Annotated in this window: 22 protein-coding genes; 15 read left to right on the top strand and 7 right to left on the bottom strand. The window is 70.0% G+C overall.

Annotation, left to right across the window (positions count from 1 at the left end; all coding sequences use genetic code 11):
• Positions 1 to 47: 47 nt before the first annotated feature.
• The 7 genes from FNH13_RS18360 (at position 48) to FNH13_RS18330 (ending at position 6,147) form a co-directional block, all read left to right on the top strand.
• The gene (locus tag FNH13_RS18360; protein WP_143784773.1) at positions 48 to 1,949 is read left to right on the top strand and encodes a DNA polymerase III subunit gamma and tau; all 1,902 of its coding nucleotides are present in this window, start codon (positions 48 to 50) and stop codon (positions 1,947 to 1,949) included.
• Complete coding sequence (locus FNH13_RS18355; RefSeq protein WP_143784772.1) at positions 1,946 to 2,419, top strand: hypothetical protein; 474 nt, start codon at positions 1,946 to 1,948, stop codon at positions 2,417 to 2,419. The genes FNH13_RS18360 and FNH13_RS18355 overlap by 4 nt, the downstream gene beginning before the upstream one ends.
• 33 nt (positions 2,420 to 2,452) lie before the next feature.
• Positions 2,453 to 3,127, top strand: a complete 675-nt coding sequence (locus tag FNH13_RS18350) for a lysophospholipid acyltransferase family protein (RefSeq protein ID WP_143784771.1) — start codon at positions 2,453 to 2,455, stop codon at positions 3,125 to 3,127.
• Entirely contained in the window at positions 3,124 to 3,801 is a 678-nt protein-coding gene (locus tag FNH13_RS18345; protein ID WP_143784770.1) for an HAD family hydrolase, read from the top strand. Before FNH13_RS18350 ends, FNH13_RS18345 begins: the two co-directional genes overlap by 4 nt.
• A gap of 38 nt (positions 3,802 to 3,839) precedes the next feature.
• Positions 3,840 to 4,439 carry a recombination mediator RecR gene (recR, locus tag FNH13_RS18340; protein WP_143784769.1) on the top strand — a complete coding sequence of 200 codons (600 nt, stop codon included), beginning with the start codon at positions 3,840 to 3,842 and terminating at the stop codon, positions 4,437 to 4,439.
• Between the two features lie 28 nt (positions 4,440 to 4,467).
• Positions 4,468 to 5,055, top strand: coding sequence for a DUF5063 domain-containing protein (locus FNH13_RS18335; protein ID WP_143784768.1), 588 nt, complete (start codon positions 4,468 to 4,470; stop codon positions 5,053 to 5,055).
• 165 nt (positions 5,056 to 5,220) lie between these two features.
• Entirely contained in the window at positions 5,221 to 6,147 is a 927-nt protein-coding gene (locus FNH13_RS18330) for an NAD-dependent epimerase/dehydratase family protein (protein ID WP_143784767.1), read from the top strand.
• 3 nt (positions 6,148 to 6,150) lie between these two features.
• On the opposite strand, the gene FNH13_RS18325 is transcribed toward FNH13_RS18330, so the two are convergent.
• Positions 6,151 to 7,554 carry a sodium:proton antiporter gene (locus FNH13_RS18325; RefSeq protein ID WP_143784765.1) on the bottom strand — a complete coding sequence of 468 codons (1,404 nt, stop codon included), beginning with the start codon at positions 7,552 to 7,554 and terminating at the stop codon, positions 6,151 to 6,153.
• A 234-nt stretch (positions 7,555 to 7,788) separates the two neighbouring features.
• Between FNH13_RS18325 and FNH13_RS18320 the strand changes: the two genes are divergently transcribed.
• The 7 genes from FNH13_RS18320 (at position 7,789) to FNH13_RS18290 (ending at position 18,791) form a co-directional block, all read left to right on the top strand.
• Entirely contained in the window at positions 7,789 to 9,816 is a 2,028-nt protein-coding gene (locus FNH13_RS18320) for a sensor histidine kinase (RefSeq protein WP_143784763.1), read from the top strand.
• Positions 9,813 to 10,463, top strand: coding sequence for a response regulator (locus FNH13_RS18315; RefSeq protein ID WP_143784761.1), 651 nt, complete (start codon positions 9,813 to 9,815; stop codon positions 10,461 to 10,463). The genes FNH13_RS18320 and FNH13_RS18315 overlap by 4 nt, the downstream gene beginning before the upstream one ends.
• Before the next feature lie 48 nt (positions 10,464 to 10,511).
• Positions 10,512 to 11,630 carry a carboxylate-amine ligase gene (locus FNH13_RS18310; RefSeq protein ID WP_143784759.1) on the top strand — a complete coding sequence of 373 codons (1,119 nt, stop codon included), beginning with the start codon at positions 10,512 to 10,514 and terminating at the stop codon, positions 11,628 to 11,630.
• 87 nt (positions 11,631 to 11,717) lie between these two features.
• Entirely contained in the window at positions 11,718 to 12,224 is a 507-nt protein-coding gene (locus tag FNH13_RS18305) for a SigE family RNA polymerase sigma factor (protein WP_143784757.1), read from the top strand.
• Positions 12,217 to 13,722, top strand: a complete 1,506-nt coding sequence (locus FNH13_RS18300; protein ID WP_143784755.1) for a hypothetical protein — start codon at positions 12,217 to 12,219, stop codon at positions 13,720 to 13,722. The genes FNH13_RS18305 and FNH13_RS18300 overlap by 8 nt, the downstream gene beginning before the upstream one ends.
• Positions 13,723 to 13,893: 171 nt before the next feature.
• On the top strand, positions 13,894 to 15,891 hold the full coding sequence (locus FNH13_RS19880) for an NlpC/P60 family protein (RefSeq protein WP_143784753.1): 1,998 nt from the start codon (positions 13,894 to 13,896) through the stop codon (positions 15,889 to 15,891).
• A 71-nt stretch (positions 15,892 to 15,962) separates the two neighbouring features.
• Positions 15,963 to 18,791 (top strand): BTAD domain-containing putative transcriptional regulator, encoded by a 2,829-nt coding sequence (locus FNH13_RS18290; protein ID WP_143784752.1) that lies wholly within the window; start codon positions 15,963 to 15,965, stop codon positions 18,789 to 18,791.
• Here the strand turns inward: FNH13_RS18290 and FNH13_RS18285 are convergent.
• From FNH13_RS18285 to FNH13_RS18270, 4 genes are read right to left on the bottom strand one after another with little or no spacing between them, the layout of a single operon-like run.
• Positions 18,748 to 19,284, bottom strand: coding sequence for a phage tail protein (locus FNH13_RS18285; RefSeq protein ID WP_143784751.1), 537 nt, complete (start codon positions 19,282 to 19,284; stop codon positions 18,748 to 18,750). The two genes, FNH13_RS18290 and FNH13_RS18285, sit on opposite strands and share 44 nt — an antisense overlap.
• Positions 19,284 to 21,233 (bottom strand): putative baseplate assembly protein, encoded by a 1,950-nt coding sequence (locus FNH13_RS18280; RefSeq protein ID WP_143784749.1) that lies wholly within the window; start codon positions 21,231 to 21,233, stop codon positions 19,284 to 19,286. The genes FNH13_RS18285 and FNH13_RS18280 overlap by 1 nt, the downstream gene beginning before the upstream one ends.
• A 9-nt stretch (positions 21,234 to 21,242) precedes the next feature.
• Positions 21,243 to 21,701: a GPW/gp25 family protein gene (locus FNH13_RS18275; protein WP_143784748.1), complete on the bottom strand. Its 459-nt coding sequence runs from the start codon at positions 21,699 to 21,701 to the stop codon at positions 21,243 to 21,245.
• Positions 21,698 to 21,907, bottom strand: coding sequence for a PAAR domain-containing protein (locus FNH13_RS18270; protein WP_229576642.1), 210 nt, complete (start codon positions 21,905 to 21,907; stop codon positions 21,698 to 21,700). The genes FNH13_RS18275 and FNH13_RS18270 overlap by 4 nt, the downstream gene beginning before the upstream one ends.
• Between FNH13_RS18270 and FNH13_RS19665 the strand changes: the two genes are divergently transcribed.
• Entirely contained in the window at positions 21,870 to 22,070 is a 201-nt protein-coding gene (locus FNH13_RS19665) for a hypothetical protein (protein ID WP_228266751.1), read from the top strand. The two genes, FNH13_RS18270 and FNH13_RS19665, sit on opposite strands and share 38 nt — an antisense overlap.
• Here FNH13_RS19665 and FNH13_RS18265 read toward each other — a convergent pair.
• Both FNH13_RS18265 and FNH13_RS18260 read right to left on the bottom strand, forming a co-directional pair.
• The gene (locus FNH13_RS18265) at positions 22,067 to 23,881 is read right to left on the bottom strand and encodes a VgrG-related protein (RefSeq protein WP_143784745.1); all 1,815 of its coding nucleotides are present in this window, start codon (positions 23,879 to 23,881) and stop codon (positions 22,067 to 22,069) included. The two genes, FNH13_RS19665 and FNH13_RS18265, sit on opposite strands and share 4 nt — an antisense overlap.
• A gap of 3 nt (positions 23,882 to 23,884) precedes the next feature.
• Positions 23,885 to 24,685: a CIS tube protein gene (locus tag FNH13_RS18260; protein ID WP_143784744.1), complete on the bottom strand. Its 801-nt coding sequence runs from the start codon at positions 24,683 to 24,685 to the stop codon at positions 23,885 to 23,887.
• Position 24,686 lies beyond the last annotated feature (1 nt).

The raw sequence follows: 24,686 nt of genomic DNA, 5'->3' as shown, positions 1-24,686 counted from the left end.
GTGGAGGAGCCGCGGGCAGTGACGGTCCGGGCCGTTAGGGTCACTGCGTGAGCACCGCGCTGTATCGCCGCTATCGACCGGAGACCTTCGCCGACGTCATCGGGCAGGAGCATGTCACCGAGCCGCTGATGCAGGCGCTGCGGTCGGGACGGGTCAACCACGCCTACCTCTTCAGCGGACCGCGCGGCTGTGGCAAGACCACCAGTGCCCGCATCCTGGCGCGCTGTCTCAACTGTGAGCAGGGGCCGACACCTGAGCCGTGCGGGACCTGCGAGTCGTGCGTGGCCCTCGCCCGTGGTGGTCCTGGCGCGGTCGACGTGATCGAGATCGATGCGGCCAGTCACGGTGGCGTCGATGACGCCCGTGACCTGCGCGAGCGGGCAGCCTTCGGTCCGGCACAGTCGCGTTACAAGGTCTACATCATCGACGAGGCGCACATGGTGACCTCGCACGGCTTCAACGCCCTGCTCAAGGTGGTGGAGGAGCCTCCGGAGCACGTGAAGTTCATCTTCGCCACGACCGAGCCCGACAAGGTGCTGTCCACGATCCGTTCCCGCACCCACCACTACCCGTTCCACCTGGTCCCTCCGCAGCGGCTCACCGGCTATCTGGAGCAGCTGAGCGACGCCGAGGGCGTGAGCCTGGAGCCGGGGGTGCTCTCCTTCGTCACCCGCGCCGGGGGTGGCTCGGTGCGTGACTCGCTCTCGGTCCTGGACCAGCTGATCGCCGGTGCCGGCGAGGGTGGGGTCACCTATGAGCGCGCTGCCGCACTGCTCGGGTTCACCGACGTCGAGCTGCTCGACTCGGTGGTCGATGCCGTGGGTGCGCAGGATGCCGCCGCGGTCTTTCGCCAGGTCGACCGGGTCATGGAGTCTGGCCACGATCCGCGCCGGTTCGTGGAGGACCTGCTGGAGCGCTATCGCGATCTCATCGTCATCGCCGCGGTCGGGGAGCGCGCGGGCGGGCTGCTGCGGGGCATGCCCGAGGACCAGGTCGAGCGGCTGCGCCAGCAGGCCTCCGTCTCCGGCCCCGGGACCCTGACGCGCTGCGCCGACGTCATCGCCAAGGGGCTGTCGGAGATGACCGGCGCGGTCTCCTACCGGCTGCACCTGGAGCTCATCTGCGCCCGGCTGCTGCTTCCCGCTGCCGCGGGGGAGGAGGGATATGCCGCCAGGCTGGACCGCATCGAGCGTCGCCTCGCAGCGGGTCCCCAGCCTGAGCTGGCAACACCACAGCCTGTTCCGTCGGCTCAGTTGCGACCCGCCTCCGAGCGGGTTGCTTCTGAGCCTGTTGCTTCTGAGCCCGTTGCCCCCGAGCCTGTTGCTTCTCAGCCGGCTGCCCGCCAGCCGGTTACGGCTAGGCCGGTTTCTCGCCAGCCGGTTTCCCCCGAGCCAGTGGCCGCAGCACCGACGCCAGCCGAAGCACCAACGCAGGGCGCGACCCCCACGACCCCGCCAGCCAGTTACGCCCAGGCGCCTGGCCCACAGTCCCGGCCGCCCGCCCCTCAGGCCCCGGCGCCCGGCCCTGCGTCCGGTGGCACCCCTGGGTCGCTCGACACGGATGCGGTCCGCCGCTCGTGGCCCGAGGTGCTCGACAAGGTCAAGGAGATCCGCAGGGTGACCTGGACCCTGGTCTCGGTCAACAGCACCGTCCTGGACTATGACGGCACCAGGGTCCTGCTCGGGCTGAGCAGCGAAGGGCTGGCCGGCGCCTTCAACCAGGGTGTGCACGCCGAGGTCGTGCGCCAGGGTCTCATCGAGGCGATCGGACTCGACGCCCGGGTGGAGGGCACTGCGGCCCCGGGTGGTGGCGGCACCTTCCCAGCGGGTGGGACACCACCCCCGAGCCCGCCGGCACCCGGTGGCTCCGAGCCTCCCCCTGTCGCGGGAGGCAGGGACCGTCCAGTTGCTGATCCCCCGGCCCGAGCGCCGCGGAGCAACTGGGCGTGAGTGCCCGGCCGCCGCGCAGTCCGGGCCCGAGCGGCGGCGCACCGCCGGCTCAGGAGTGGGCCCAGTCTGCCCGTGAGGCGCCACCGGCCTGGGCGACCGAGCCGCCGCAGGCGTCCCAGGCCTCGCAGACACCCCAGGCCTCGCAGACACCCCAGCACCCGGCGACCCCGCCCGTCGCGCACGTGGCGGAGCCACCTCAGGACTCCGTCTCGGGGCGGCCGGATCCCACCGCGGGAGGGAGGTCTCACGGTGGCACCGGGCGAGGGATCGGCGGTGCAGGGGAGTCGTCCCCGGCCGCACGGCCTACGCAGTCCGGCGGGGAGGAGCAGCAGCCCGCGTCAGCCCCCGGCGGTGACCTCCCCCGCGAGGACGACGAGGACCTGGAGAGTTCCGGCGCCGTGGGCCTGCCCGTGATCGAGAGCGTCCTCGGCGGTACCGTGATCTCTATCGACGACGACCCGACTCACTGACCCCTGGGTCGCCCGCACCGCAGGAGGTTGTGCATGCTCTATCGCGCGTTGCGTGTCGTGGTCCGACCGACTGCGCTGGCGATCTATCGACCAGATGTCATCGGGACCGAGAACGTTCCCGCAGAGGGCGGGGTCATCCTGGCCAGCAACCACCTGTCGTTCGCCGACAGCCTCGTGATCCCGCTGACCGCTCCGCGGCAGGTCTCGTTCCTGGCCAAGGACGACTACTGGACAGGCACCGGGGTCAGGGGGGTGGTCAGCCGCAACTTCTTCACCGCCATCGGCAGCATCCCGGTCGACCGGGACGATCCGCGCGCCGCCCAGACCTCTCTTGACCTTGCTCTGGAGCACCTGCGTGGCGGTGGTGCCTTCGGGATCTATCCCGAGGGCACCCGATCCCGGGACGGTCAGCTCTATCGCGGCCGCACGGGTGTCGCCTGGCTGGCGCTGACCGCCGGCTGCCCTGTGGTGCCGGTCGCGCTCACCGGCACGGACAAGCTGCAGCCGGTGGGGTCGCGTCTCCCCAAGGTCGTCAAGTTCCGGGTCGAGTTCGGCACACCGATCGACTTCACCGGTCGTTTCGACGATGTCCCGGCCGGTCGGGCCCGGCGGGAGGCGACCGACGAGATCATGGCCGCCATCCGCGCGATGTCCGGGCAGCAGCTCGCCGGACGCTACAACGAGCGCACTCCCGAGATGCCCGCATGACGGGCGCACCCGGGAACGGCGCCGACCCGACAGCTCCACCGGTCGTCCTCTTCGACTTCGACGGCACCCTCGCGGACACCATCCCGCTGATCGTCGCTTCCTTCCGGCACACGGTGGCCGAGGTGGTCGGACACGAGGTGACCGACGTCGAGGCACGCTCGTGGATCGGCCATACCCTCATCGACACCTTCGGCCAGCGCTACCCGGCGCGGGCCGACGAGCTGGTGACGGCCTACCGCGCCTGGAACCTGGCGCACCACGACGAGCTGATCCGTCCGGTCGATGGGATCCCCGAGGTGCTGGACGGCCTGCTGGCCGCGGGGTCCAGGATCGGTGTCGTCTCCTCCAAGAGCGTGCACACGGTGCGACGAGGGCTGGACGCGGTGGGTCTGGCGCACGACTTTGAGGTCCTGGTCGGCCTGGAGTCCACCACCGTGCACAAGCCGCACGCCGAGCCGTTGCTGCACGCGGCCCACACCCTCGCCGTCGAGCCGAGTGACTGCGTCTATGTCGGCGACGCCGTGGTGGATATCCGCGCGGCCCAGGCGGCCGGGATGCGTGGGATCGCTGTCACCTGGGGCGCGGGCACCGTCGCCGAGCTGCGGGACGCGGGCGCGGTGGACGTTGTCGACACCGCGGGTGAGCTGCTCGGCATACTCCTGCGGAGTGCCTGACCAGATTCTCAGCCGGAGCGCCTAGAGTCAGGACCACTGTGTATGAAGGTGTGGTCCAAGACCTGATCGACGAGCTCGGCCGACTTCCCGGCATCGGGCCCAAGAGCGCGCAACGCATCGCCTTTCACCTGCTCGCGGCCGACCCGGACGATGTCACCCGGCTCGTCGCCGCCCTGACCGAGGTGAAGGACAAGGTGCGCTTCTGCGAGCTCTGCGGCAATGTCGCCGAGTCCGAGCGCTGCCGCATCTGCGCCGACCCGCGCCGCGACCAGGCGCTGATCTGCGTCGTCGAGGAGCCCAAGGACGTCGTGGCGATCGAGCGCACCCGTGAGTTCCGGGGGCTCTATCACGTGTTGGGTGGGGCGATCAGCCCGATCGACGGGATCGGCCCCAACGACCTGCGGATCCGTGAGCTGATGACGCGGCTGGCCGATGGCCGGGTCACCGAGGTGATCCTGGCCACCGACCCCAACCTCGAGGGCGAGGCCACCGCGGCCTATCTCGCCCGGATGCTCGGGACGCTGGGCCTGCAGGTCAGTCGGCTCGCCTCCGGTCTGCCCGTCGGCGGCGACCTGGAGTATGCCGACGAAGTCACCCTGGGCAGGGCGTTCGAAGGGCGTAGGCTGATCGAAGCGTGACCGCCAGGGTCGCACCAGGGGAGGCAGCATGAGTGAGACGTTGGACGGGGAGCTGGCTGACCTCGCGGCAGAGACCTCGCGGGAGTCGGCGACCTTCCTGGTGGCACTGGGTGAACTTGCCGCCGGCGGGAAGCCCGACACGGCGCTGCCGCTGCTGCTCCTGGCCTGCACCCAGCTGCAGTCGGTGGGCGCACGCCTGGGTGCCATGGTGGACGTTGTGCCGCATGAGCAGTTTGAGACCGACCTGGGCCCGGACGCCAACGTCGAGGGCATCCGCAACGGGCTGCACGACCTGCTCGCCGGGGTGGATGAGTATGTCGACGTCGAGGACCCGGTGCTCTCGGGAGAAGTGGTCCACGGCATGGTCTCCGACGACCTCGCCCAGGTCGCGGCCGACCTCACCCACGGGCTGCGTCACCACGGGGAAGGGCGCCCGCAGGAGGCACTCTGGTGGTGGCAGTTCAGTTATCTGTCGACCTGGGGTGAGCGCCTGGCCGCCGCCACCAGGGTGCTGCACAGCCTGCTGGCACACGTCCGCCTCGACGCGGACGAGGAGATGGTCATGGAGGCCGAGATGGCCGCGCTGCACGCCGACCCGGAGCCCGACCCGGCCTGACCCGCCACACCCCGACCCTTCCAGCCACACCCCGACCCTTCCAACTCGACCGTCCCAGCCACACCACGACCTGCCCAGCAAAGCGAGAGCAGTGCTCTTGCGCATTCGCCAGCCACTCGTCATACTCATTGTGAGAGCAGTGCTCACAGAACTGGAGGAGTGATTATGGGCAAGCACGTCATTGTCGGGGCGGGACCGGTGGGCAGCGCGCTCGCGCGGCTGCTCGTGGACCGTGGGGAGACGGTGCGGATCATCACGCGCAGCGGCTCGGGCATCGAGGGCGCCGAACGTGTCCGCGCGGACGCCGCGGAGGCAGAGAAGGTGATCGCGCTGAGCCGCGGAGCCGAGGCGATCTACAACTGCGTCAACCCGGCCTACCACCGGTGGGCGCAGGAGTGGCCGCCGATCGCGCAGGGCCTCTTGCGTGCTGCCGAGGAGCATGGTGCGGTGCTCGCCACGACCAGCAACCTCTATGGCTATGGCAGGGTCTCAGCGCCGATGACGGAGGCGACGCCGCTGCGACCGAATGGCACCAAGGGCGAGGTCCGCGCGCAGATGTGGCAGGACGCGCTGGCGGCCCACGAGGCGGGCCGGCTGCGCGCCTTTGAGGTGCGCGGCAGCGACTATCTCGGGGGCAGTTCACTGCTGGGCATGATGACCCCGACCCTGGCGAAGGGCAGGACTGCCCTGGCGCCCGCCCCGTTGGACGTGCCGCGCAGCTGGACCGATGTGCGCGACGTCGCGCAGCTGCTGGCGACCGGGGCGGGCGACGAGCGGGCGTGGGGTCGGGCCTGGCATGTCCCTACGGGTGAGCCGGTGACACTGCGTCACCTGACGGGGCTGGCCGCAGAGCAGCTGGGGGTGCCGCACCGGGTCCGTCAGGTGCCGTGGTCGGTGCTCTGGGCCGGTGGTCTGGTGGTGCCGACGTTGCGCGAGCTGCGGGAGACCAGGCACCAGTTCACCGCTCCCTTCCTGCTGGACTCCACGGCGGCACAGGAGACCTTCGGTCTGCACCCCACGAAGGTGGTGGACTCGGTCGCCTACGACCTCGTGCAGTCCGGGCTACGCAGACCCCAGCTCGCCAGGTCGTGAGCCTCAGGCGTCGGCGGACACGGGATGCTCGTGCTTGCGTGCCTCCAGGAAGGCGCGCGTCAGCAGGCCCGCGGTGAGCACCACTCCCGCGACCGTGGTCCACAGTCCGCTCGCGATGAAGATCAGGACCATCGCCACCAGGGTCGGGACCAGATAGATGAAGGCCTGGACGACATAGCCGCCGAAGGTGGGCATCCGCACGCCGGCGCTGTCGGCCACGGCCTTGACCATGAAGTTGGGGCCGTTGCCGATGTAGGTGATGGCGCCGCAGAAGACCGCACCCAGGCTGATCGCGACAAGGTAGGGCTCATAGATGCCCGTGTCGGCCACGGTGGGGTCCCCGCCGAGGGCGCCAGCCATCTCGAAGAAGGTGACGTAGGTCGGGGCATTGTCCAGGACCGCGGAGAGTCCGCCGGTGAAGATGAAGAAGGTGACCTCGTTGAGCGGCAACTGCGGTGCCAACTGCGAGAGGTACTTCAGCGCCGGGATCATCGTCAGGAAGATCCCGACGAAGATGGCCGCGACCTCCAGGATCGGGCCCCAGGTGAACTTGTTGTCCACGAAGCGAGCCACCTTGTCCCCGGTGAGGTAGGACACCGCAGCGATGCCAAGCATGACGATCTCGCGCAGCGGGATCCAGTCCAGGAAGCCCGCGGTGCCCTCCTCGATGGTGTGAATGTTGATCGAGGGAGCCAGCGCGACGGCACCCACGATGACGCCGAGGTAGAGAAAGTTCAACTTGCCCTTGACACCGAGAGCGCTGGCCGTGCTCTTGTCGATCTGCAGGGCCTCCGGGTCCTCCTTGGCATAGAACTTGCGGTCCAGGGCGTAGTAGGTCACCAGTAACAGCAGGTTCACAAACAGCCACATCGGGAAGAGCCCGAAGGTCCAGGTGAAGGGCACCCCACGAAGCATGCCCAGGAAGAGCGGCGGGTCGCCCAGAGGCGTCAGCAAGCCACCACAGTTGGCCACGATGAAGATCGTGAAGACGACCGTGTGGACCCGGAACTTGCGCTCGTGGTTGGTGTTGAGCAGCGGCCGGATGAGCAGCATCGCCGCGCCGGTCGTGCCGATGAAGGAGGCGATCAGCCCACCGAACGCCAGGAAGAGAGTGTTGTTGCGTGGGGTGGCCTCGATGTCACCCTTGAGAAAGATGCCACCGGAGACGATGAACAGTGCCAAGAGCAGGGCGATGAACTGGCCGTACTCGATGACGGCGTGCACGACCGCCGAGGTATCGCCACCGACGATGAACCACAGGGCGACCGGCACACCGAGCACGAGGGCGACCAGCAACTGGACCCGTTGCTTCTCCCACGCCTCGGCCGTGGCGGGGATAAGCGGCGCCAAGGCGATCGTCAGCAGCATGGCCACGAACGGCAGGATGCTCCACCACTGGACTTCCATGTCACTCCGATTCCGAGGTTCGGGTTCAGGACACTGTAGTGACCCGACCGTCGAGCCTGCGCGTCGCCCGGTGTTTGGCCGTGCCACTGGGCGAGGTCGACGTGGACCGGGGTCCTGATCGGGACCGTCCCAGGGATGACCTGACACCGACCCAGGATGGTGCTGCGCGGGCGCCTGCCTCACCTACGCTGCATCTCAGTGGCCGCCCGTCACATCCTGACCTAGGAGAAGTGCATGCACCGCCTGCCGACCCGAGCCTCGTGGTGGATGACCGCCGCGAGCTTCGCGTGGGTGTGGGGGCTGCTGTCAGTGGCCTGGCCGCACCGTGAGCTGGTGTGTGTCGGACTGGCCGCAGTGTTCGGGGTGACCACCTGGATCGCGACGCGATGGCCCTGGCCCGGGGTGGTGCTCACCTCTGGGGCGCTCGTGGTGCTGGGGTTGCTGGGGATCGGCACCGAGGACCCAGCACCGCTGGGGCCGCTGTTCATCGTGCTCGTCATGGTCGGCTACCTGGTGCCGCCACCCTGGAGCGTCCTGGCGGTCCCGGCCCTGGGCGCAGCGACGGCCATCCCGGCCCGGTGGGACGCCCAGGACATCATCTTCGGTGGGCTGCTCCTGCTTCTCCCCTGGTGGTTCGGCGCCCGTGTCCGGGCGCGAGACGCCCGCCGTCAGCAGGCAGCCGCGGACGCACTCCGGCTGGCCAACCTCGACCCAGAGGTGCAGGGCCGTCAGGCCGCCGCAGCAGAGCGTGACGAGGTGGCGGCGTCGGCCTTCGAGGTCATCGGACGCGCGGTCGGACAGATGAGAGTGTCAGCAGCTGCCGCGCGCGCCTCCCTCGATGCCGCGACCATCACTGCGATCCACCGCAAGGGTGAGGAGGCCACTCAGCGGCTCCGAGCACTGCTGGTCCTGTTGCGTGAGGAACCCTCCGACGGGCCGGACCGACCAGCTCTCCCGGTCCCCGCCGAGGGACCACCGGCCACTGCGGCCGACGAGCAGACCTGGCGACAGACACTGCTCAACGGGTGGCCGGCGCTGCTCGTCCTGGTTGACGTCTTCGCGACACCGTTCGTGATGTCGGCACTGGAAGGGACTGTGGCGCCAGCCCTACCCAGCGCCGCCTTCCTCGTGCTGGTCGTGGCTCCGCTGATGGTGGCGGTCGTGCTGCGGGACCGGTTCCCGGAGGTGGTGCCCTGGATGGCTGCGGCAGTGCTGATCCTGGGTGCCCTCGTCGAACCCGCGGAGCTGGGACGGGACGGCGTCTGGCTGATGGTCGTGGTGATCGCCCTGGCCTGGTCCGCCGGGCACACCGGCACACGGCTGGCGCTCGCGGCCTGGTTCGCCTTCACGATGACAGTCGGCTTTCTCGTCTTCATCGACACTCCCTACTACCTGCCGATCTATCTGGCGATGGGTGCTCTGCCGTTCGGAGCAGGGGCCGTCTGGTCCGGACACCACGCGGAGGAGGCTGCCCACCTGGGACTGGCCCAGCTCCGGCAGCAGGAGATCGAGGCGGCCGAGCGGGCGGCGGTGTCCCGGGAGCGTCTGGGCCTGGCGCGTGACCTGCACGATGCGGCGAGCCACGCCGTCGGGACGATGATGATGCAGGCGAACGCGGCCAAGGTGTTGCGAGAGCGTGACCCGCAGGGCGCACGAGCCGCTTTGGACGCCATCGTCGACATCGCTCGCGAGGCAGGCACCGAGCTGCGGGACATCCGGTCTGCGGGGGACCGCGCGATCTATGGCACGGGACCGGGCCACCTGCCCGCTACTACAGCGGGGACGTCCCCGGCATACGGCACGGCAGGGGAGGAAGAACGCGCCCACTCTCGCAGCACAGGGGACATCTCCGAGGCGATTGCCCCCCTGGTGACTGCTGCTCGTCGTGCCGGAGCCACGGTCAGCACCTCGCTCGATCTGCGCACCCAGCCCGCACCGGAGGACGTCGTGCTGCTGCTGCGAGTGGTCCGTGAGGGCCTGGCCAACGCGGCCAGGCACGCCCCTGGGAGCGACATCGTGGTGGAGGTCAGCGTGATCCCGGCACGGGTCCTCGTCGTCGTGAGCAACGGACCGCCCCGCCCGGCGACCAGGCAGGATGGGGCCGTGACAACTTCCTTGGGACTGGGTCTGGGGCTGCGCGGGTTGCGTGAGCTGGTCGGTGAGCGACGCGGTGAGGTCAGCGCCGGTGCCACCGACTTCGGCTTCGAGCTGAGGGCAAGCTTCCCGCCCCACCCCGCCGAGCAGCCGGTCGTGCCGACATGATCCGCATCGTCCTGGCCGACGACCAGGCGCTCCTGCGTGCCGGATTGCGGTCGGTGCTGGCCGCTCAGGAGGACTTCACCGTGGTCGGGGAAGCCTCGGACGGGGCTCAGGCGGCCCGCACCGCCCAGGCGCTCGACGCGGATCTCGTGTTGATGGACATCCAGATGCCAGGCGTCGACGGCATCGAGGGGGTTAACCGCATCGTGGCCGCGGGCCTGCGTGCCAAGGTGCTGATGCTGACCATGTTCGACCTGGACGAGTACGTCTACGGGGCGCTACGGGCAGGAGCCTCCGGGTTTCTGCTCAAGTCCGCGCAGCCTGACGAGATCGTCAGTGCGGTGCGTGAGGTGCATGAGGGGTCGCTCCTCTTCGCGCCCACCGTGACCCAGCGACTTGTTGAGGCCTATGTGCGCACCCCGCCCCAGACGGAGGGTGTGCCTCCGGCGCTCGCGGACCTCACCGAGCGGGAGTTGGACGTGGTCTCCGGCATTGCCCGCGGACTCTCCAACGCCGAGATCGGTGCGGAGCTGTTCCTGGGCGAGACGACGGTCAAGGCTCACGTCAGCCACATCCTGGGCAAGCTCGGTCTGCGGGACCGGGTGCAGGTCGTCGTGCTGGCCTACGAGTCGGGATTCGCGGGACGCTGACCCTCGCCCGGGGATGCGATGCCTCAGGTGCTGGCCCAGACTTCACCCATGAGAACCGTTGGCGTGGAGGAGGAGCTGCTCCTGGTCGACATCCGGGACGGACGGCCCAGGTCGGTGCAGGGTCAAGTGCTGCTGCGGGCCGCGCTCGACGGTCCCGGGGTCTCCGCCCACGGGGTGGCCGGTGCGGTCGAGGGCGAGTTCCAGCAGGAACAGCTCGAGACACAGACGCCACCGGTCAGCGACATGTCGGAGCTGGAGGACCAGGTCCGTCACTGGCGAGGCAAGGCCAGCGAGGCCGCCCGCCGGGCGGACTGCCGGATCGCGGCGCTGGCCAGTTCTCCGCTGCCGGTTGGCACCGGACCCACCCCGACGGCAGGGGAACGCTACGCCTGGATCCAGCAGCAGTATCAGCGGATCGCCCGGCAACAGCTCAGCTGCGGTCTGCACGTGCACGTGGCCATCGACTCGGCGGAGGAGGGCGTCGGTGTCCTGGACCGGATCCGCGGCTGGCTGCCGGTGCTCCTGGCGCTGAGCACGAACTCACCCTTCGCCCACGGCGAGGACACCGGATTTCACAGCTGGCGCAGCCAGATGATGGGGGCCTGGCCCTCCGGAGGGCCGACGCCGTTGTTCGGCTCGCTGACGGCATACCGTCAGCTGGTGCGCGAGATGACCGCCACCGGGGTGCTGCTGGATGAGGGCATGCTCTACTTCGACGCTCGCCTGTCCCATCACTACCCAACGGTCGAGATCCGCACGACCGATGCCTGCTCCCGTCTCGCGGACACCGTGCTGGTGGCGGCGCTTGCGCGGGCGATGGTCGAGACCGCTGCCCGCGAGTGGGCATCCGGCGAACCGGCACCGCAGACCCCCACCCACCTGCTCACCCTGGCGACCTTCCAGGCGAGTCGCCAGGGCATGACCGCAGACCTGCTGGATCCCCTGACCTCCCGTCCACTCGCTGCCTGGGACGTGCTGGAGTCGCTGCTGGACCGACTGCGCCCGGCGCTCGAGGCCTCAGGCGACCTGACCCGCGTGACCGCCGCCCTAGACACGATCCGCACCGAAGGGACGGGCTCGGAGCGGCAACGGGCGACCTTCGAGCGCACCGGTCAGCTGGTGGATGTGGTGGCACAGGCCGTGCGACTGACTGCCGAGCAGGAGTGAACCACCTCCTCGCTCAACCTTTCGCCCCGCTGCACCGTTGGAGGGAGGAGTCCACCGCGAGTGGGCTGACCTGAGTCGAGGAGAGTTGTGAACAGGAAGCACGAGGCGGAGTTCGTTGACTTTGTCAACGGGGCTTCTCCACGGCTGCTGACCTCGGCTTGGATGCTCTCCGGCGACCCGCACGTCGCCGAGGAGCTGGTGCAGGAGGCGCTGGCGCGGGTCTATGTCAGCTGGCGTCGGGCACGACTTGACAACCCGGTCGGCTATGCCAGGCGTGTCCTGGTCAACCTCAATACCGACCGGTGGCGCAAGGGTCGCCGCGAAGTGCTCACCGGGGACGTGCCAGAACGCCGCTCGGGTGCCCTGCCAGGCCCGGGTGATCGCGTCGATCTGGGCCTGGACCTGATCCGTGCTCTTGAGACCCTGCCTCGCCGCGAGCGTGAGTGCGTGGTCCTGCGGCACTACTTCGACGTGTCCGAGAAGGAGGCCGCAGCAACGCTCGGCGTCTCGGTCGGCACGGTCAAGAGCTCCACCTCGCGTGGACTGGCGGCGCTGCGCGTCGCTCTGAATGAAGGAGAACCAACTCATGTCTGAGCGTCACGACGACACCACATCCCACGAGAGCCTCGACCTGCTCGACAGGGCGGCCGAGTTCGCACCGCACATGTCCCTCGAGCCGTCAGCGGTGATCGCTGCAGGTCGGCGGAAGGTGCGGCGGCGCCGCGCGTCAGCCGTCGGTGGTGGGGTCGCTGCAGTCGCGCTGGCCGGTGGTCTCTGGGTGGCCGGACCACTGAGTCCTTTCACCGATCCCGACGCCGTCGCACCAGCCTCGGTGAGTTGGCAGGACGGCGTTGACGTCCGGGTCCTGGACAACGAGCCGCACCCCAGTGAGGTCGGTCGCGTCCACTGGCAGGGGGACCTGGTCAGCGCAGAGGGCGACACCCGCCCGGCACTGGTCCTGACCAAGGATGGTGAGCAGCTCGACCCGATCCCGGCCGAGGACGGCCCCGGGGACGTGATGATCTATCGGTCGGGCAACCTCGCCGTGGCCGTGTGGGAGTCACCCGTCGGCAGCTCCGGTGAGCAGCTGCTGTGGAGTCCGGGTTCGGAGTGGGGGCAGGGCGGTGACTTCATCGTCGACGGGGTCGAGCTCTGGTACGCCAGCGCCGAGTTCATCCCTGGCGCCGAGCCGGGCCTGGAGGAGATGTACTGGTTCGGCGAGGACGCAGCCCACGCCGCCAGCGGCGCGCCGGTGTCCAGCACCGTCCTGACGGCTGGTGACACCCGTGCCGTCGTCATGGTCGACGAGGCGCGCGGGCTGTGGGGCACCGACGCACGACCGACAGACCAGCTCGTCGGGAACGTCCATGTCGCCACGCTGCGCTCCGGTGCCGGCTACACCGGCTGGATGCCGGGCACCGAGGTGTCCCCCCGGGCGGGTGATCCGGCTCCCGCACCCCGCGACGTCGTGCCCACCTCAGTGGGCGTCCTGCCGCCGGGAGCGAGCCTGTCCGCGACGACGTCCGCCACGGTGGAACTCGCTCAGGGCACCGTCGGGAAACACACCGTCGTCCTCGCTGCGGACCCCGAGCGGACCCTTGCGATCAGCCCGCCGCAGATCAGCTACACACTTGGCGGAAAGCAGCACAACCTGCAGTCCTGGGTGGAGACGGGCGCGCGCACCATCGAGGTCGACGGGGCGCAGGTGCAGGTGAGTGGCACACCCGACGGTCTGCAGCTGTTCGTCGGCCCCGGGGAGTTCGCGTTGATCCCCGATCGCGACCTTGACGGCGACAGCGCGGTCGTCGGTGGCATCGGCGACGGCCAGGTGGTCCTCGTGCCCGGCTGGGAGCCGACCGACGACGTGACCGGCCTGCGGCTCCAACTGGGCGGCGACGCCCAGCAGTGGGTCGAGCCCGACGCGACCCTGGTCGGGACTCTCTTTGATGGCTCACCCCTGCTGGTGCTAGCGCTCGACGAGGGGACCCTCCCGGCGGGCGAGACCATCCAGGCCGTGGGCGTGGCTGAGAATGGCACCGCCGTCACGCTCGACCGGGCCGACGAGGTCCTGGAGGTCGATCTCGGTCTCTGAGGTTGATGAGGACCGGGGTCGACCCCAACAGTCGTCGGGCCGACCCCGAGCCTCCGGGAGCGTGCAGGTGACCGTTGCAGGACCGTAATCTGCAAACCCCTAGCCGCGGGCAGGTCCGACTCCCTAGGATGGGTGTTACCGCTGAGAGCCACGGGCTGCGAGGAATCTGCCATGGCGACGTACTCCATCGAAGAGATCTACCAGGTTGCCCTGGGGGCGGGCTTCACCCCGAGCCAGGCGACCAGCTGGACTGCCATCGCCCTGGCGGAGTCCGGTGGCCGGGTCGACGCTGTCAACAGTCAGGGAGAGGACTCGCGCGGACTGTGGCAGGTCAATATCGACCCCACGGTCCGGGGCAACTCCTGGGGTGACCTTGCGGACCCACGAGTGAACGCACAAGCCGCCTACGAGATCTCGCGCGGCGGCATCGACATGCGACCCTGGACCACCACGCACGAGTCCAACCGCGGGACCGCCCACGACTACCGCACCTACCTGGACGACGTGGAGGCGACGGTCGGGGTGCAGGGCGACTGGTCCGGGGTGTCCGGTTATGACGCCCCCGCACCCACCGGCCCTGCTCCTGAACCCACCGCCCCCTATGTGGCGGGCCAGGCGGTCCAGCACACGCAGCAGGATGCCACGACGGCCTGGATGACCGGGACCCGGCAGACTGACACCGACGGTGACGGCCTGGTCGATGCCCTGGAGGTCGCCGCCGGCTCCGACCCCACCGTCGCCGACACTGACGGGGACGGTCTCAGCGATGCGTTCGAGGTCGGGGTGCTGCGCAGCGATCCGACCTCGCCCGACACCGACAGTGACGGGCTCTCGGACGCCATGGAGCATCTCTACGGCACTGACCCGACGCGGGCAGACACCGACGCGGACGGGCTCACCGACGCGGCTGAGGTCAGCTATGGGACGGACCCCCTGCAGCAGGACGCGGGGGAGGGTGTCCACGCTCCAGCGCCCGCCCCCGGCCCGGTGACGAGCACGCCACCGAGCCTGAGTCCGGGAGTTCCCCCAGGCGGTGTGCCCCTCCCGATGTCTCCGGCGCCACCGTCGACGATGGGGCCAGCAGTGACCAGCGTGACCTACCACCCGGGCGCGGCGTCGGCCGTGCCGACGCCGCTGGCTGCGGACCCCAGCGGGACCGCCTGGGCCACTCCCACCAGTGCCGTCGACGGGTTCGTGGACGCCGCGATGGACCAGTTCGGTGACCCCTATGTCTTCGGCACCGACGCCGAGGGGCCCGACCCGACGCAGTTCGACTGCTCCAAGCTCACCCAGTGGGCCGCTGAGCAGGTCGGCGTCGACATCCCCAGGACCGCGCAGGGGCAGTACCTCGAACTCAAGGCACACTCCGCGACGATCTCCGTGGAGGAGGCGCTGCATACCAAGGGCGCCCTGCTCTTCTACTTCCCCTACGAGCCCAGCGGTGGTCCTCGTCCGCCGGGGGCGCATGTCGCGATCAGCCTCGGTGACGGTCGCACGGTCGAGACGACACCGGGCACGGGGGTGGCTGTCATGGACGCCGGGACCCGGTTCACCCATGCGGGCGTGGTATCGGAGCTTGCTGAGGCCGTAGTGCCACCCACCGGACCAGCACCTGCTCCGTTCACCCCGCAGCCAGTGGCCCCCCCTGGGACCGGCTACGACCTCATCGACGCAGGGTTGCCGCCAGACCAGTCCCGAGACTCGGACGGCGACGGGCTCACGGACGCGTTCGAGGCGCTGGCCGGCACCGATCCCATGAATCCGGACACCGACGGGGACGGGTTGTCCGACGGCTACGAGGCCATGGTCTCCAAGACCGACCCGTTGAGCGCGGACACGGATGGCGACGGGATCTCCGACACCCAGGAACTGCAGGACGGGACCGACCCGGGTTCCCTGCAGGGCGTCGCGGGTGTCGTGGGCCGGGGCGAGTTCGCCGAGAACGTCCGCGACGGATTCCTCGACACCGATGCTGACGGGCTCTCCGACGCCTATGAGACGCGCACCGGCCTGGACCCGCACTCCGCTGACACCGACGGTGACGGGCTCTCCGACGCCTGGGAGCTGGCGACCGGCACGAACCCGTTGCTCATCGACTCCGACGGCGACGGTCTCGCGGACGGCTTCGCGCAGGACGCCGCAGTCGCCGAACCGGACTGGTCCCCGTGACCGGGGCCACCGCCCCGAGCCCAAGCGTGAGGAGTTCGGCGGCGGATACCCCGGGTGCGCGTGCGGGGACGGTGCCCTTCAGGACCCAACGGCCCACGCCGGTCGGCCTGGCCCGGGGACGACTGGAGGACGTCCTTCTCGGGCCGGACGCGCCGGTCACCGGCCTCGTCGTGGCTCCACCCGGTGCGGGAAAGACCACGCTGCTCGGCAGGGTCGCTGCCGCGACGCCTGCCGCAGCGTGGTACACCGCCGGTGGCGAGGATCGCGAGGAAACCGCGTTGGTGGGCTATCTGTCCCGGGCGCTCCTGGGCCATCGCGCCGACTGTCCCCCGGAGGAGGGCATCGACGGCCTGCTCACCGCCCTCGGTGACGGACCCGGCCCTGGGTGTCCCTTGCTGGTCATCGACGACCTGCACGAGATCGCCGGCACCGGCGCCGAGGCCGCCCTCGAGCGCTTCCTGCTGCTGAGACCGGCCTCCGTGCGGATCCTGCTCGGCACGCGCCGACCTCCGTCCTTCAACACGAGCCGGATGTTGGCCTCAGGTGCCCTCGTCGAGCTCTCGGGCGATGACCTGAGATTCCGCTCCTGGGAGGTCGAGGACCTGTTTCGCACTATCTATCGCGAACCGCTCAGCCCGGAGACCGCGGCCCTGCTCTGCCGTCGGGTCGGAGGTCTCGCGGCGGCCCTGCAGCTCTTTCACCTGTCCGTCCGTGGCCAGACCCACCTCGAGCGGGAGGCAGAGGTCGTCCGGCTCAACGGACGCTCTCGGCTGATCCGCTCCTACCTGACCCGCACGGTGCTCGACGGGCTCACCGCCGAACGCCGCCAGTTCCTGGTGCGCACGGCGCCGCTGGGTGTCCTGGACGGACCCCTGTGCGACGAGCTCCTGGGGCGGACCGGCAGCGCCGAGGTGTTGCGGGATCTCACGACCCAGCAGCTGTTCACGACGACCCCCGACGAGGGCCTGACCTACCGCTACCACCAGGTGCTCAGGGACCACCTGGAGGTCGCGCTGGAGGACGAGGTGCCAGCGGGAGAGGTCACGGCGCTGCACGCCCGCGCTGCCCAGCTGCTCGAACGGTCGGGCCACCACAGCGAGGCGTTGCGGGCCTACAAGCGCGCCGGGGACTGGGGCGCGGCGGCGCGGGTGGTGCGTGAGCGACTCGGGGTCGCGGACCGTGATGTCGGGGAGCTGGCCGCGGGCGTCCTGCCGCCCGCTGAGCAGAACGACCCCTGGCTGGCGGTGGCGCGGACCCGGCGCTTGCTGCGCCAGGGCTCGATCGAGGACGCCCTCGTCGCGCTGCGCCTGGTGGAGGCTGCGGCCGACGACCCCGACCTGGCGGCATACTGCGCCCACGAGCGACTGCTTGCGTCGGCCTGGTTGGGGCAACGCATGCCACCGGTGGACGTCATCCGCACGCCGCTGGGGGCGGTGCGTGCGCTGACCCGTGCCGCGCGGGCACCTCAGCCGCCAGAGGGTGCGGACGCCGAGTGGGGCCTGGTGTCGGCGGTGGCGCACCTGTTCGCCGGACGGGTGCCCGAGGCCCGGGACGAGCTGGACCGCTGCTATCCGGTGCTGGCTGTCGGGACCTGGCCATGGCTGGCGGCGGGCATCCTCGGCGCCCTGGTCGAGGTGGGCGTCCCCGGCCAACGAGAACGTTGCTGCGCCACGCTGGAGGATCTGAGCCTGACGGCCGACGTCGAGGGCTATCCGTGGCTCGCGCGGGTGGCCCGGGGGCTGCAGGCCTGCCTGGTCCTGGAGACGGCTGGGGAGTCCTGGCGTATCGATGCCTGTCGCAGCGCCATCAGCGCCTGCCAGCGGGACGGCGATGCGTGGGGTGAGCTCGTGATCCGCTCCATCACGGCCGTGGCCCTGGCGCGCCGGGGGGAGTATGCCGAGGCGCACCGTCACCTGGACCGGGCGGCCGAGTCGTCCGCAGAGCTGGGAGCACCGGTGCTGGGGTTGTGGGTGCACGCCCTGACCGTCGCGGTGACCGCGGCCGAGGGGGCCGTCGCGCCGACGGCGATGCGGTCTGGACCGGACCGGCAGGGCGGGCTGGCCGATGTCGCCAGCGTCCTGGCGACGTGTCGGTTCGTCGTGCACCACACCCGTGGCCAACAGGGTGCCGGCGCCGACGGCCCACCCGCACCCTCGGTGCGGTGCCTGGGCGGGTTCCGACTCGATCACGGCACGGAGATCGACCTCTCGCCGTTGCGCCCGCGGGCCCGCTTGCTCCTGATGCTGCTAGCGATGCACCACGGTGCAGATGTGCACCGGGAGCGGCTCATCGAGAGTCTGTGGCCGGGGGCGCGGCTGGACGCCGGCACCCACCGGCTGCAGGTCGCGGTCTCCAGCATCAGACGGCTCCTGGAGGACCGTGGGGTTGATCCCACAGCTCTGCGACGACACGGCGATGCCTACCGGCTCGAACTTCCCGGGGTGACGGTGGACGTGCAGCTGGCCGAAGCAGCGGTCACCGCCCTGGTGCGCGCCACCCGCGCCGGCGAGGTGGCCGAGGTCGGGGACCGGGCGGTCGAGCTCATCGACCTCTATCGCGGTGATCTGCTCCCCGAGGTTGGTGAGGCTGAGTGGGTGGTCGATGAGCGAGATCGGTTGCGGCTCAGTGTGGCTGGGGCCCTGGCATCTGCGGCGGCGATGTGCTTGGAGCAGGATCGAGCTGATGTGGGGGTGTGGCAGGCGCAGCGGGTGGTGCAGCTCGACCCGATGCGTGACACCGCGTGGCTGCTGCTCGCGCGCCTTCAACGAGCGCTGGGTGACCACACCGCAGCGCAGGCGACCCTTGCCGAGCATGGCCGGGTCCGAGAGTTCCTCGGTGGGGACGCACCACCGCCCCCTACGTCACCAGTTCCACGCGGCACAGCACGTGCGCGGGCGTGACCGCGGCGACGACGGTTTCCACACGGTCGGCGTCCAGGGGGGTGCCGGTGCCCTCGCTCACGCGCACCGTGACGGAGGGCACCCGGTCGCCGGGCAGCGGGGCGTGCGGGTCCAGGGACCAGTCGGACCCGCCCGACTCCTCGACCACGGTCGTGGCTCCGAACAGCGCCTCGAGCGAGAGCTGCACGCCGCGCGTGGTGCCGATCCACCCCTGCAGGTCCACCGCGGACTGCAGAAGGTCGCGCAACCGTTCGACGGGCATCGGGGCCTGGACCGGCATACCGACCCACCGCGACAACCACGGGACGAGGTCGTCCGGGGTGGTGGCCAGGTCCAGATAGGCCGGGAGGTTGTCCAGCGTGCCGATGACAGGGGCGAGGACCTCATCGAGGCTGCTGCACAGGGCCTGCGCCAGCGTGTCCTGGCTGTAGAGCCCGGGGAGCAGTTCGGCCAGCGGGTGTGGGGTGGTTAGACCCTCGACGGTGCCACGCATCAGCGCACCCGGACCTGGTGCTCGAAGGAGTAGACCAGCGACGTCGGCCCCAGATCGACCCGCTGCACGGCCTTTTCGCGGCGGCCGGTGCCGGCCTCTGCCGGGAACAGGGACACGCTGATCTCCTCGGCCATATCGACTCCCTCCACGTGCGCGAGAGTGGCGTGCAGCTCGTGCGACTGCACGTGCCGGCCCAGCGGCCATCCGGTCCCGTCCGGCCCGCCCGTCAAGGGGTGGAAGTGGTGGTACAGCGCTCGCAGGACAGCGGTGCGGACCTCCTGAGGGTCATGCTGGGGGCGTGCCGAGACACTGACCACGGCAGTCACCCATACATAGTCCGGTGGGGTGACCATGATGCGGGTCCCGATCAGCCGCCGGGCCTCCAGGCTGGTGCTGATCCGTTGCAGCAGGGACTCCGGCGGGTCCAGCTCAGCCCGCTCGATGCGACCGACCGGGTCGCTGGGCACGTGCGGGACGACAAGGAGGCGGACACCCCCGGCCTCCTCCGGCGTGAGGATGGTGACGCATTGGGCGCGGGCGACGTCCGGGGCGACCTCGCGTGCCAGCTCCTCAAAGTCCTCGGCAGTTACTGCCCGGCCGCGGGAGCGCAGCAGCATCGGGCCGCGCACCTTGGCATCCTCGAGGGTCTCCGGGTCGGCCCCGCCGACGGCGGCGGAGCGGTTCTCGACCCGTGCGACATACGGCACGCTGGACTTCAGGACCCGGATCTGACCGGTGGCGATATTGCCCCGCCGTCCGCCCCCGCACCGATAGCCGTGCACGCGCACGGTGGCGCTTCGGGGAGGGACGGCACCGTAGTAGCGCAGCCCGCCATCGGGCTGGCGGACCCCGGGCCCGAACTGGACCTCCCCGGCATAGGCGTCCAGACGGAAGTGCCGATCCTCAGGACCGGAGGCGGCGAAGTGGGCCACCTGCTCCCACTCCTGGGTCCCGGTGTCGGTGACGACCTCGAGCCGCAGGGTCGCCTCCGAGGCCACGACGGGTCGACGGCTGAGCAGCATCCGCTGCCCGGGTGTGCCGTCGGAGCGCCCGACCTCCTCCCGCCCCACAATCTCAGCGTGCACATAACCCGTGGTGCCGCCCACCGTGGAGGCCTCCACAGCCATGATCCGGGGGCTGGCGGTGTAGGTGGGCTGGTCGGGCTCGGCCTCGAGGAGTCGGCAACGCAGCCAGCCGGCCCGGTGCCGTGCGATGACCGAGGCCTGGTGGCCGTCAGGGACGTGCAGCACGATGTCTCCCGGTCGGTTCAGGCCGCCGGTCCCGTCGCTGTCCACCTGGCAGGGCACCCAGTCGGTGCCGTCCCAGGCTTCCCAGGCCAGCGGGGGACGACGCGGGTCGACGCCCATACCGGCCACGGTGCAGTCCAGTCGCAAGAGCACCGCGCAGGACGGGACCGCGTCGGAGAGTCCGACCAGCAACTCGTCACCGACCTGGGGGGAGCTGGCGAAACAGGTGAACCCCTGCTCACTGTCCAGGGACCGGGTGGTGTCGCTGGGCTGCTCCCCGGTGGGGCGCACCGCGGAGTGCGCGAACGTGCACGGCACGATCGACAGTTCGCGCAGGGTGGTGAACACCAGGGCCTCCTGCACATCGGTGCGTGGGGTCGCGACCTCCGAGCCCGCCCGCACCAGCACGGGCTGAGGCTGCGGCGCTGACAGCCAGAAAGTCACTGCTCCCCGGGCGGCGGAGGCCGAGCGCAGCTCGACGCCGATCATCTCCAGGAACTTCACATAGTTGCGGTCCGGCACCCGGTTGAGTCGGTAGATGAGCTGGTCGACCATCTGGGCAAAGGCCTCGATCAGCGTCACCCCGGGGTCGGAGACGTTGTGGTCGGTCCACTCGGGGCAGCGTTGCTGGACGAGGCGCTTGGCGTCGTCCACCAGCTGCTGGAAGCGGCGGTCGTCCAGGTCGGGTGCGGGAAGGGCCACGGTCACCACCTATTCCTGCTCGGGGCCGCTCGGGGAGCGGTCCTCATGGCTGTCAGGGATCACGTAGAACGGGAAGACGAGGTTGCGCGGGTCGTTGTCACCGCGCAGCGTGTAGCCGATGTCGACATACATGGTGCCCTCGGCGTGCGAGTCGAAACTGACCCCGACATCGAGCAGGTCGACACGGGGCTCCCACCGCTCGATCGCCTCGCGGACGTCGAGTCCCACCATGGCCGCGGTGGTGGAGTTGGCTGGCCCGAAGACGTGCTCGTGGATCCGGCAGCCGAACTCCGGGCGCATCGGTCGCTCCCCGGGAGCAGTGCCCAGGATCAGCCGCAGCGACTCCTGGATCTCCCGGTCACGGGTCACCAGCGCGATCCGGCCCGTCGCGTCCACCCCTAGTGGGAAGGACCAGCCGGCGCCGATGAAGTCGATGCCCCTGTCGGGATAACTGGTCACCACGCTCATCCTCCGATCAGCACCGTGGGGCAGCCCATGACGATGGGGGCGCCGCACGCAGACATGTCTCCCATTCGTGCCGCGGGCAGTCCTCCGATCAGCACGGTGGGGCAGCCCGGCGGGAGAATCACGCTGGGTGGGTGTGGCGGCACGCCGGGGAAGGAGCAGATGTGAGCCGTGCTGACGGTGGCTGCCGGCAAGCCGCCGATCAGCACCGTCGGCACCCCCGGCGGTCCGATGACGCCCGGGTGCCCGGTCGGGTCGCTGACCCTGGCTGCTGGTGGCATGGTCGCCATCTCCTCTGGTATGTCGTGTGGTCGCGGACGCTGGCGCGCGTGCGTCGCCCTGGTGCTGGCTCCGTCGGCTGCGTGGTTCTAGTTGATGCGCACCAGCCCCCCGGAGATGGCGCACGTCGCCCCGCCCTTGACCTCGGTCATGGCGCTGCCCTCGAGCTTGGTGGTGATGCCTTTCAGCTCCAGCTGAGCACTGGACTGGACGGAGACGTTGCCGGCGGTGCTCTTGATCTCGATCCCCTGCTGACCGGCAATCGTGATCTTGCCGCCCTTGAGGTCCAGGTTGGCGCTTGCTGCGTCGACCACGATGCCCTTGGTGCCCTCGATCTGGACGGTGCCGTCGCTGTGCAGGGTGATGGTGGTGGCGACGGCGTCGAGGTTGAGGATGAGTTTGTCGTCCGCGGTCTGCACGGTGACCCCGTCGGCCCGGCCCTGTTCGTCCAGCAGGTCGATGCGGTGTCCGCGCCGGGAGACCATGGTTCTCCGGTTCACGGCACCCTTGGCGCCGTCGACCAGTGCGGGTCCCTTGCTCGGGGGCGTGTCGACGCCGTTGTGCAGGCCACCGAGCACGTACGGGCGGCGGACACTGCCCTGCTCAAAGTCGACCAGCACCTCATCACCCACCTCGGGCAGGACCACCCACCCGCGGTCCTTGCCGGCACCGGGGTGGACGGTGCGTGCCCAGGGCGAGACGTAGTCGTCGTCCAGCCACGGCATCTTGACCTTGACCCGACCGAGTTTGTCGGGGTCATTGACGTCGGTGACGACTGCGACGACCGGACCGACCGGACCGGCCGTGCTGCTCCCGGAGGCGGCCAGTCCGAGCATGGTGCGGTCGTTGCGACCGGACACCGTGAAGGTCGTCAGGTAGCCGTGGGCGGGATCAAACCGGTGGCGCGTGGAGGTGACGGTGTACTTGCCGTCGAACGGGCCGCCGAGTCCGTCGAGGGTGATGGCACTGTTGGCGCACAGGTCGGGGTTGCCGTGGACCACTCCCTCGACGGAGGCGAAGCTGCCGGCCACCTCCCGGGCCAGGGACTTGGCCGCCCCGTCCACCTCGGCCTGGGCGCCGAAAGGCACCTCCGTGGACACGTAGGTCTTGTTGCCGAACGTGGCGGCGAGCTTCTTGGCGTTGACATCGGGCAGTTTCACCGTGTCCGTCTCGGCCGGTGCCACGGACTTCAACTCCTTCTTGGTGCTGACGTCCCATCCGCGGACCTCCACCTCCTTGACCTGCTGGGCAGAGCTGATGACCGCGCGCAGCCGGACCAGCTCGGTGCCCAGCCGGATCGCCAGCGGCACCCGGGTGCCGCGCCCACCTGCTGCCGGTGCGGCTGAGGCTCGTTCCGGCGCAGCGAAGTTCACCTTCCCCTCCCGGACCCACAGGTCCATCCCCTCCTCGCGGGCCAGCGACTCCAGGAACTCCCAGTCGGTCTGCCCGGCCTGGGAGACCTGCTCATAGACCGTTTTGGTGGTGGCGAGACTGCCGGTCCGCAGCCCGGCGCTCTGCACGACCTTTGTGATGACGTCGGTGGCAGTGACCTGGGTGAAGGCCTGGGTCCTGCGGCCGTGGAAGAGGCGGTGTGCCGGGTCGTAGCCGCGGATCACGGTGAAGGTGCCGGCTGAGTCGAACTCCGCCTCGATCGCAGTGACCTCGCCGACCATGAGCGGGACGGGCGAGCTCGCGGCGGCGGTCTGCACGGAGATCTTCACCGTGGCGCCGATCACCGCCCCGCTCTTGGCGATGACGGTGCGGCCGATGTCCCGGAACCGGAGGGTGAACATGTCGGGCAGTCTCTGGCTGTCATCGACACAGGCGTCGGTGAGCAGGCCGGCGATGTCCGCGGGCAGGGGACTGCCGTCGACGTGGACCTGGCAGGTGCTGCTGATCGGCATGGCTCAGCCCACCCCCAGCTCGTCCAGGGTCGGCAGCAGCAGCCGGGTGCCGCGGCGCAGCCGGAGCGGGTCGTCGATCCCGTTGAAGGCGGCCAGTGGTCGCCACAGAGCGGGGTCTCCGTACTCGGCATACGCCACGGATGCCAGGGTGTCCCCGTCGACGAGCTGGTGGGCACGGCGCACCGCCAGCCCGCCCGAGGTCGGGTTCTGCCGCCAGGCCAGGACCGGCATCTCCTCGAGGGACACCTGGCACAGCGCCCGGATGGGGGTGCCGTCACTACTGAACAGGGAGTACTTGGCGCTGACCGAGGTGACGAACGCGGCGAAGCTGGTGACCTTGCCCCAGTGCAGGGCGACCAGCGGCGGGGAGGGCTTCTCCTTGTCGCTGCTCTTCTCGGTCGGTGCGCAGCAGGCAAACAGCTTCTCCACCGTGGTGACCACACTGGTGTCGTGCGCGGCGGTCGCATCCAGGAACATCTCCAGGGTCAGCTTGCATGGCTCGGCGCCGGTGAACTGCGGCGGTCCGGCCTTCTTGGCGCCGGTGGCCGGCTTGCGCTCCCACTTGGCCTGCTTCTGGATGCTCACCTCCTTGGGGTTGAACTGGAAGTTGATCTCGTCCAGCTTTGGCCCGACCTTGGCGTCGGTCTCGTTGGGTGCCGGTTGCAGCTCGTAGATGACCAGTCGGGCCCGCTCCATCTGGGACCGGGTGGCGTCCTTGGCAGGTCCCTGCTGGGCATCTTGCAGTGGGGTGGGAGGTGACTCCTTGCCGGAGCCGGTGACGACCAGTGCCATGGATGAAGACATG

The organism is Ornithinimicrobium ciconiae (assembly GCF_007197575.1).
In the GTDB taxonomy this organism is placed as follows: Bacteria; Actinomycetota; Actinomycetes; order Actinomycetales; family Dermatophilaceae; genus Ornithinicoccus; species Ornithinicoccus ciconiae.
This window is presented reverse-complemented; position numbering and strand designations above follow the sequence as displayed.

Bases quoted from the DNA above. Each gene is read 5' to 3' on its own strand.
- FNH13_RS18350 (WP_143784771.1), top strand. From the start codon at position 2,453: ATGCTCTATCGCGCGTTGCGTGTCGTGGTCCGACCGACTGCGCTGGCG.
- FNH13_RS18345 (WP_143784770.1), top strand. From the start codon at position 3,124: ATGACGGGCGCACCCGGGAACGGCGCCGACCCGACAGCTCCACCGGTC.
- FNH13_RS18335 (WP_143784768.1), top strand. From the start codon at position 4,468: ATGAGTGAGACGTTGGACGGGGAGCTGGCTGACCTCGCGGCAGAGACC.
- FNH13_RS18330 (WP_143784767.1), top strand. From the start codon at position 5,221: ATGGGCAAGCACGTCATTGTCGGGGCGGGACCGGTGGGCAGCGCGCTC.
- FNH13_RS18325 (WP_143784765.1), bottom strand. From the start codon at position 7,554: ATGGAAGTCCAGTGGTGGAGCATCCTGCCGTTCGTGGCCATGCTGCTG.
- FNH13_RS18320 (WP_143784763.1), top strand. From the start codon at position 7,789: ATGCACCGCCTGCCGACCCGAGCCTCGTGGTGGATGACCGCCGCGAGC.
- FNH13_RS18315 (WP_143784761.1), top strand. From the start codon at position 9,813: ATGATCCGCATCGTCCTGGCCGACGACCAGGCGCTCCTGCGTGCCGGA.
- FNH13_RS18310 (WP_143784759.1), top strand. From the start codon at position 10,512: ATGAGAACCGTTGGCGTGGAGGAGGAGCTGCTCCTGGTCGACATCCGG.
- FNH13_RS18300 (WP_143784755.1), top strand. From the start codon at position 12,217: ATGTCTGAGCGTCACGACGACACCACATCCCACGAGAGCCTCGACCTG.
- FNH13_RS19880 (WP_143784753.1), top strand. From the start codon at position 13,894: ATGGCGACGTACTCCATCGAAGAGATCTACCAGGTTGCCCTGGGGGCG.
- FNH13_RS18285 (WP_143784751.1), bottom strand. From the start codon at position 19,284: ATGCGTGGCACCGTCGAGGGTCTAACCACCCCACACCCGCTGGCCGAA.
- FNH13_RS18275 (WP_143784748.1), bottom strand. From the start codon at position 21,701: ATGAGCGTGGTGACCAGTTATCCCGACAGGGGCATCGACTTCATCGGC.
- FNH13_RS18265 (WP_143784745.1), bottom strand. From the start codon at position 23,881: ATGCCGATCAGCAGCACCTGCCAGGTCCACGTCGACGGCAGTCCCCTG.
- FNH13_RS18260 (WP_143784744.1), bottom strand. From the start codon at position 24,685: ATGTCTTCATCCATGGCACTGGTCGTCACCGGCTCCGGCAAGGAGTCA.